Source organism: Streptomyces triticagri (assembly GCF_003429565.1).
Taxonomy (GTDB): domain Bacteria; phylum Actinomycetota; class Actinomycetes; order Streptomycetales; family Streptomycetaceae; genus Streptomyces; species Streptomyces triticagri.
In genome coordinates, this window is the sequence record NZ_QUAK01000047.1 from 1 (window position 1) to 7,945 (window position 7,945).

General features: G+C 71.7%; 4 protein-coding genes and 1 pseudogene. All 5 read left to right on the forward strand.

The window, feature by feature from the left end:
- The first annotated feature begins 1,328 nt into the window (after positions 1-1,328).
- On the forward strand, positions 1,329-2,780 hold the full coding sequence (locus tag DY218_RS09055) for an aldehyde dehydrogenase family protein (protein ID WP_128555411.1): 1,452 nt from the start codon (positions 1,329-1,331) through the stop codon (positions 2,778-2,780).
- Positions 2,781-2,998: 218 nt separating this feature from the next.
- Positions 2,999-4,948 carry an acyl-CoA dehydrogenase family protein gene (locus tag DY218_RS09060; protein ID WP_128555412.1) on the forward strand — a complete coding sequence of 650 codons (1,950 nt, stop codon included), beginning with the start codon at positions 2,999-3,001 and terminating at the stop codon, positions 4,946-4,948.
- A gap of 106 nt (positions 4,949-5,054) precedes the next feature.
- Positions 5,055-6,347, forward strand: a complete 1,293-nt coding sequence (gene dxr, locus DY218_RS09065) for a 1-deoxy-D-xylulose-5-phosphate reductoisomerase (RefSeq protein ID WP_128555413.1) — start codon at positions 5,055-5,057, stop codon at positions 6,345-6,347.
- The gene (locus DY218_RS09070; protein ID WP_128555414.1) at positions 6,344-7,645 is read left to right on the forward strand and encodes a M50 family metallopeptidase; all 1,302 of its coding nucleotides are present in this window, start codon (positions 6,344-6,346) and stop codon (positions 7,643-7,645) included. Before dxr ends, DY218_RS09070 begins: the two co-directional genes overlap by 4 nt.
- A 172-nt stretch (positions 7,646-7,817) precedes the next feature.
- Positions 7,818-7,945: pseudogene (locus DY218_RS09075) on the forward strand (flavodoxin-dependent (E)-4-hydroxy-3-methylbut-2-enyl-diphosphate synthase); the annotation flags it as partial.

Genomic DNA, 7,945 nt, shown 5'->3' on the forward strand with positions numbered 1-7,945 from the left:
CCGACGCCGAGTCCGCCCCGCCCGCGCCGCGCCCGCGTCGGGCGGCACGGCCTGGCACCTTCGCGCCGCGGTCTGCCCGCCCCCCCCCGACGCAGGCCCGCGGATCCCTGGTCCGTACGCCCTCGCCCGAGCAAGCCGCCCCGGCGCCCTCAGAAGCACGCCGAAGTCGCCCCCCCACGCGGCACCCGCCCGGGACCGAGCCCGCGCCGCGCCTGCGCACGCCGGGCTGGGGACTCCGTGTTTCCGCCGGTGCGGCCTGCGGGCTGCGGACCGGGGTGTTCGGGTCTTGGGAGGTCGTTGGCTGTGGTCGAGTCGTGCCGGATCGGGCGGTTGCGTACGACGCCGGCCGGGACGCATGCAGCGCCTCCGTACGCGTGCCGGATCCGGTCGGAGCCCAGCCACCCGCGGCTGCACCGTGCCTGCGCCGGGGGAGCCGGTGGTCGTGCGCGGGGCTTGTGCCGGCCGGGCCGGGTCGGTTCCGAACGGTGCGGGCTGCAGACCGGGGTGTCCGTGGCCTGGGAGGTCGTTGGCCGTGGTCGAGTCGTGCCGGATGGCGTGGTTCCGTACGACGTCGGCGCCGAGCCGCCGCCCGGGGCGCGTGCCGCCCCTGTATGCCCGTGCCGGGTGCGGCCCGCACCTGGCTGCCGCCGCCCGGGCTGCGCCCGCGCTCGATCCGGACCGCGCCCCCGCGGATGCGTAGGCGCCTCACGCGCGGGGTGAACGCCGCCGAGTTCGCCCCGCCCGTACACCGCCGACGCGCGCACCGCCGTGTTGCTCGAGCCCTGCCGGGACGTGCCCGCTTCGGGTTCCGGGGAGTTGAGGCTGCGCGGCCGGGCTTCGGACCGGGGTGTTCGGGATCGAGGCGCGCAGGGGTCGGACGGCGCGCGGGGCGGCTGGTCCGGAAGGCGGGCGGGCGACCGCAGGCGGCCGGGAGCCGTGCCGGTGTGGCCCGGCNCGGGGCGGCTGGTCCGGAAGGCGGGCGGGCGACCGCAGGCGGCCGGGAGCCGTGCCGGTGTGGCCCGGCCGGCGCGGAGCGCTGTGGTGCGTCTGGTAGCGGCGCGACCGGGTCGTCTGTCGGCGGTCGGCTGATGCGTCCCGGAGCCGTCGCGGGCCCCGCGCCGTGACCGGGGCAGCAGTGCTGCAGAGACCCGTTCGGCGGGGTGGCGTGTTCGCGGACGCGCGACGCCCCCGACGACCCCGCGTCCGTCTCGGACAATTTGGCGTACGACAACGCCCGATCGCTACGTGCCGGACAAACGACCCCTGCGCGACCCGCCCCTACGGTGGGGGAGACAGCCAGACACCCCCACCGCGGAAGGGCCGGGACCATGACTTCCATCGACACCCACGCCTTCTGGCTCGCCGGCCGCCAGGCCACCGGCGAGACCACGCACCTCGTGACCTCCCCCTGGGACGGCCGCGAGGTCGGCAGGATCAGCATCCCGACCGACGACCAGGTCGAGGAGGCGGTGGCCGCCGCCTACGCCGTACGCGACGAGTTCGCCGCCACCCCCGCCCACATCCGCGCCGCGGCCCTCGACCACGTCAGCCGCCGCCTGGTGGAGCGCACCGAGGAGCTCGCCCGGCTGATCTCCGCCGAGAACGGCAAGCCGATGAAGTGGGCCCGCGGCGAACTCGGCCGCGCCGTCTCGGTGTTCCGCTTCGCCGCCGAGGAGGCCCGCAGGCACAACGGCGGCGAGGGCCAGCGCCTGGACACCGACGCCGGCGGCGTCGGCCGGCTCGCCCTCACCCGCCGCTTCCCGCGCGGCGTCGTCCTCGGCATCGCGCCCTTCAACTTCCCGCTCAACCTCTGTGCCCACAAGATCGCCCCGGCGATCGCCGTCGGCGCCCCGATCATCCTCAAGCCGGCCCCCGCCACCCCGCTCTCCGGCCTGATCATCGGCGAGCTGCTCGCCGAGACCGAGCTCCCGGCCGGCTCCTGGAGCATCCTGCCGGTCACCAACGACAAGATGCCCGCCCTGGTGCAGGACGAGCGGCTGCCCGTCATCTCGTTCACCGGCTCCGACAAGGTCGGCTACGCGATCATGGACTCGGTGCCGCGCAAGCACCTCACCCTGGAGCTCGGCGGGAACGGCGCCGCCGTCGTCCTCGAGGACTTCGCCTCCGAGGCCGACCTCGACTGGGCCGCGACCCGCATCGCGACCTTCTCGAACTACCAGGGCGGCCAGTCCTGCATCTCCGTCCAGCGCGTCATCGCCGATTCCTCGGTGTACGACGCACTGCTCCCGCGGATCGTGAAGGCCGTCGAGGCCCAGGTCACCGGAGACCCCTCGGACGACGCCACCGACGTCGGCCCGCTGGTCAGCGAGGACGCCGCGAAGCGCGTCGAGGCCTGGGTGGACGAGGCCGTCGCGGCCGGCGCCAAGCTGCTCACCGGCGGCAAGCGGGACGGTGCGGCGTACGCGCCGACCGTGCTCACCGACCTGCCCGCCGACGTCACGCTCTCCTGCGAGGAGGTCTTCGGGCCGGTCCTCAGCGTGCAGCGCGTGGAGGACGAGCAGGCCGCCTTCGACGCCGTCAACGACTCCAAGTACGGCCTGCAGGCAGGCGTGTTCACCCGCAACGTGCAGGCCGCCTTCCGCGCCCACCGGAACCTCGAGGTCGGCGGCGTGATCATCGGCGACGTCCCCTCGTACCGCGCCGACCAGATGCCGTACGGCGGCACCAAGCAGTCCGGTGTCGGCCGCGAGGGCGTGCGCTTCGCGATGGACGATTACACCTACGAGCGCGTGATGGTGTTCACCAACATCGAACTGTAATCACTCACGAAACTCACGGAACACCACCGACGGCCGGAGCCCGCCCCGCGCGGACCCCGGCCGTCGGCGTACCGGGCTCTGCTACGCCGATCGGCCGCGCCGGCTCTGGTGGCCGGCGCGGGAATCGGGTACACGGGTACATACGGCCGAGTAGCACCGGCCGGTAACGGAAAGCCCTGTCCGGTCCCGTCGACCCACTCGCGGCGAGGTGAGCCCTCATGTCCGCAGCACCCTCCGACTCCCCGGGGACCCCCAAGGTCTCCGAACGCGAAGCACGCCAGGTCGCCGAGGCGGCCCGCGAACAGGACTGGCGCAAACCGAGCTTCGCCAAAGAACTCTTCCTCGGCCGCTTCCGGCTCGACCTGATCCACCCGCACCCGCTGCCGGCCGCCGACGACGTGCGGCGCGGCGAGGAATTCCTCGCCCAGCTCCGCGACTTCTGCGAGACGAAGGTCGACAGCTCGCGCATCGAGCGCGAGGCGCGCATCCCCGACGAGGTGATCGCGGGCCTCAAGGAACTCGGCGCGCTCGGCATGAAGATCGACCAGAAGTACGGAGGCCTCGGCCTCACCCAGGTCTACTACAACAAGGCGCTGGCGCTCGTCGGTTCGGCCAACCCGGCGATCGGCGCGCTGCTCTCCGCCCACCAGTCCATCGGCGTACCGCAGCCGCTGAAGATCTTCGGCACCCAGGAGCAGAAGGACACCTTCCTGCCCCGCCTCGCCCGTACCGACATCTCCGCCTTCCTGCTCACCGAACCGGACGTCGGCTCCGACCCGGCCAGGCTCGCCACCACGGCGGTCCCGGACGGCGACGACTACGTACTCGACGGGGTGAAGCTCTGGACGACCAACGGCGTCGTCGCCGACCTGCTCGTGGTGATGGCCCGGGTGCCGAAGTCCGACGGCCACAAGGGCGGCATCTCCGCCTTCGTCGTGGAGGCGGACTCCGCGGGCATCACCGTCGAGCAGCGCAACGCCTTCATGGGCCTGCGCGGCCTGGAGAACGGCGTCACCCGCTTCCACCAGGTCCGCGTCCCGGCCGCCAACCGCATCGGACCCGAGGGTGCCGGCCTCAAGATCGCGCTGACCACCCTGAACACCGGACGGCTCTCGCTGCCCGCGATGTGCGTCGGCGCCGGCAAGTGGAGCCTGAAGATCGCCCGCGAGTGGTCCGCGGTCCGTGAGCAGTGGGGCCGGCCGGTGGCCAAGCACGAGGCCGTCGGCAGCAAGATCTCCTTCATCGCGGCGACCACCTTCGCCCTGGAGGCCGTGCTCGACCTGTCATCGCAGATGGCCGACGAGGACCGCAACGACATCCGGATCGAGGCCGCACTCGCCAAGCTCTACGGCTCGGAGATGGCCTGGCTGATGGCCGACGAACTGGTGCAGATCCGCGGCGGCCGCGGCTTCGAGACCGCCGAGTCGCTGGCCGCCCGCGGCGAACGGGCGGTCCCTGTCGAGCAGTTGCTCCGCGATCTGCGGATCAACCGGATCTTCGAGGGCTCCACGGAGATCATGCACCTGCTCATCGCCCGAGAGGCCGTGGACGCCCACCTCAAGGTCGCCGGCGACCTCATCGACCCGGAGAAGTCGCTGGGCGACAAGGCGAAGGCGGGCGCACGCGCCGGCGGCTTCTACGCCCGCTGGCTGCCGGGCCTCGTCGCAGGCCCCGGCCAACTCCCGCGCAGCTACGCCGAGTTCAACCCGTCCGGACACCGTGATCTCTCCGGGCATCTGCGCTTCGTGGAACGGACCTCGCGCCGGCTCGCCCGCTCCACCTTCTACGCCATGTCCCGCTGGCAGGGCCGGATGGAGACCAAGCAGGCCTTCCTGGGTCGCATCGTCGACATCGGCGCCGAGCTGTTCGCCATGAGCGCCGCCTGCGTACGGGCGGAACTCATGCGCAGCGAGGGCGAGTTCGGCCGCGAGGCGTACCAGCTCGCGGACGTCTTCTGCCGGCAGTCCCGGATCCGGGCCGAGGAACTCTTCGAACGCCTGTGGAAGAACACCGACTCGGTCGACCACCGCATCGTCGACGGCGTGCTCGGCGGCGCCTACACCTGGCTCGAACAGGGCATCGTCGACCCCAGCGGCGAGGGTCCCTGGATCGCCGACGCGAGCCCCGGGCCCTCCGAACACGAGAACCAGCACCGGCCGATCCGCTGACCTGGAGCCCGGTCGGGCCTCCTGCGTACGGCGAATCCAGCACCCCGGGCAGTCCCGCCCGGGGTGTGCTGTCCGGCCCGCGGGGGCGCAGGGCGACAATGGAGGGATGAGCGACAGCCACGGCCCACTGGCCGACCCGCATCACGTCTTCGATCCGGTCGCGGGACGCCGCGACCTCGTCGTCCTCGGGTCCACCGGATCCATCGGGACCCAGGCCGTCGACCTGGTGCTGCGCCACCCGGACCGGTTCCGGATCACCGCCCTGTCCGCGGCCGGCGGCCGGGTCGACCTGCTCGCCGAGCAGGCCAGGCGGCTGCGCGTGGACACCGTGGCGGTCGCCCGCGAGGACGCCGTATCGGCATTGCGCGAGGCCCTCTCCCGGGAGTACGGGACGGGCGAGCCGCTCCCCGAGATCCTGGCCGGACCGGACGCGGCCACCGAGCTCGCCGCCGCGCCCTGCCACACCGTCCTGAACGGCATCACCGGATCCATCGGCCTGGCCCCCACGCTCGCCGCCCTCGAAGCCGGCCGCACCCTCGCCCTGGCCAACAAGGAGTCGCTGATCGTCGGCGGCCCGCTGGTCAAGGCGCTCGCGAAGCCGGCCCAGATCATCCCCGTGGACTCCGAGCACGCAGCCTTGTTCCAGGCGCTCGCCGCGGGCACCCGGGCCGACGTCCGCAAGCTCGTCGTCACCGCGTCCGGCGGCCCGTTCCGCGGCCGCACCAAGGCCGATCTCGCCGATGTCACCCCCGCGGACGCGCTCGCCCACCCCACCTGGGCGATGGGCCCGGTCATCACGGTCAACAGCGCGACCCTGGTCAACAAGGGACTCGAGGTCATCGAGGCGCATCTGCTCTACGACATCCCCTTCGACCGCATCGAGGTCGTCGTGCACCCGCAGTCATATGTGCACTCCATGGTCGAGTTCACCGACGGCTCCACGCTCGCCCAGGCCACCCCGCCCGACATGCGCGGCCCGATCGCCATCGGCATCGGCTGGCCCGAGCGGATCCCGGACGCGGCCCCCGCCTTCGACTGGTCGCGCGCCTCCAGCTGGGAGTTCTTCCCCCTCGACCACGAGGCGTTCCCCTCCGTCGGGCTCGCCCGGCAGGTGGGCGAGCTCGCGGGAACGGCCCCGGCGGTGTTCAATGCCGCGAACGAGGAATGCGTCGACGCGTTCCTGGCAGGCGGGCTGCCGTTCAACGGCATCATGGACACGGTCACCCGGGTCGTGTCCGAACACGGCACCCCGCGCGCGGGAACCTCGCTCACCGTCGCGGACGTCCTCGATGCGGAGACCTGGGCACGGGCCCGGGCCCGTGAACTGGCCGGACTGCCGTCCTCCCCGGAGACGGCAGCAGCAACAGCAGTGCAGGCGACAGCGGAGGCTCGTGCATGACGACTTTGATGATGATTCTCGGCATAGTCGTCTTCGTGGTCGGGCTGCTCTTCTCGATCGCCTGGCACGAGCTGGGACATCTCTCCACCGCCAAGCTGTTCGGCATCCGGGTGCCGCAGTACATGGTCGGCTTCGGCCCGACGATCTTCTCGCGCAAGAAGGGCGACACGGAGTACGGCATCAAGGCCATCCCGCTCGGCGGCTACATCCGCATGATCGGGATGTTCCCGCCCGGGGCCGACGGCAAGCTCGAGGCCCGCTCCACCTCGCCGTGGCGCGGAATGATCGAGGACGCCCGCGAGGCCGCCTTCGAGGAGCTGGAACCGGGCGACGAGAAGCGGCTGTTCTACACGCGCAAGCCGTGGAAGCGCGTGATCGTGATGTTCGCCGGCCCGTTCATGAACCTGATCCTGGCCGTCGCAATCTTCCTCGGCGTCCTGATGACCTTCGGCTACAACGAGCAGACGACCACCGTCAGCAAGGTCTCCGACTGCGTCATCTCGCAGAGCGAGAATCGCGCCACCTGTGAGAAGGGCGACAAGGCGGCCCCCGCCAAGGCGGCCGGCCTGGAGCCGGGCGACAAGATCGTCGCGTTCAACGGCAAGGCCGTCGACGACTGGTCGACGCTGCAGGGCACCATCCGCGACACCATCGGCCCGGCCACCATCACCGTCGAGCGCGACGGCGTCCGCAAGGACCTCAAGGCCGACCTCATCCGCAATCAGGTCAGCAAGACCGACGGCGAGGGCGGCTACGTCGAGGGTCAGTACGTCTACGCCGGCTTCCTCGGCTTCACGCCCGCCACCGGCATCGTCCAGCAGTCCTTCGGCGACTCCGTGAGCCGTATGGGCGACATGATGGAGAACGGCGTCGAGGCGCTGATCGCCCTCCCGTCGAAGATCCCCGCCCTGTGGGACGCGGCCTTCGGCGACGGCGAGCGCGCCCAGGACTCCCCGATGGGCGTGGTCGGCGCGGCCCGGGTCGGCGGCGAGGTGTTCACTCTGGACATCCCGCCGGAGAACCAGATCGCGATGATGCTGTTCCTGGTCGCGGGCTTCAACCTCTCACTGTTCCTGTTCAACATGCTGCCGCTGCTTCCGCTGGACGGCGGGCACATCGCGGGAGCCCTGTGGGAGTCGGTGCGCCGCCACTTCGCGCGCCTCTTCAAGCGTCCCGACCCGGGTCCGTTCGACGTGGCGAAGCTGATGCCGGTGGCGTACGTGGTGGCCGGAATCTTCGTCTGTTTCACCCTGCTCGTGCTGGTGGCGGACGTCGTCAACCCGGTCAAAATCTCCTGATCGCCCGGCGTTCACGGCGGTCGGGCACCCTGGTGTCCGGCCGCCGTGCCGCGCGCGGGCCGCAGCGGTGCGATGTGCTGCACGCGCGCGTGGTGCCGTAATCTCGGAGCTTGGAAGCCCGCCTGCCGCGGGACCGATCCACCTCGATCCACACCTTGGGGTTGCACAGCAGATGACTGCCATTTCTCTGGGAATGCCGTCCGTTCCGACCAAGCTGGCCGAGCGGCGTCGCTCGCGGCAGATTCAGGTGGGCACGGTGGCGGTCGGTGGGGATGCTCCGGTGTCGGTGCAGTCGATGAC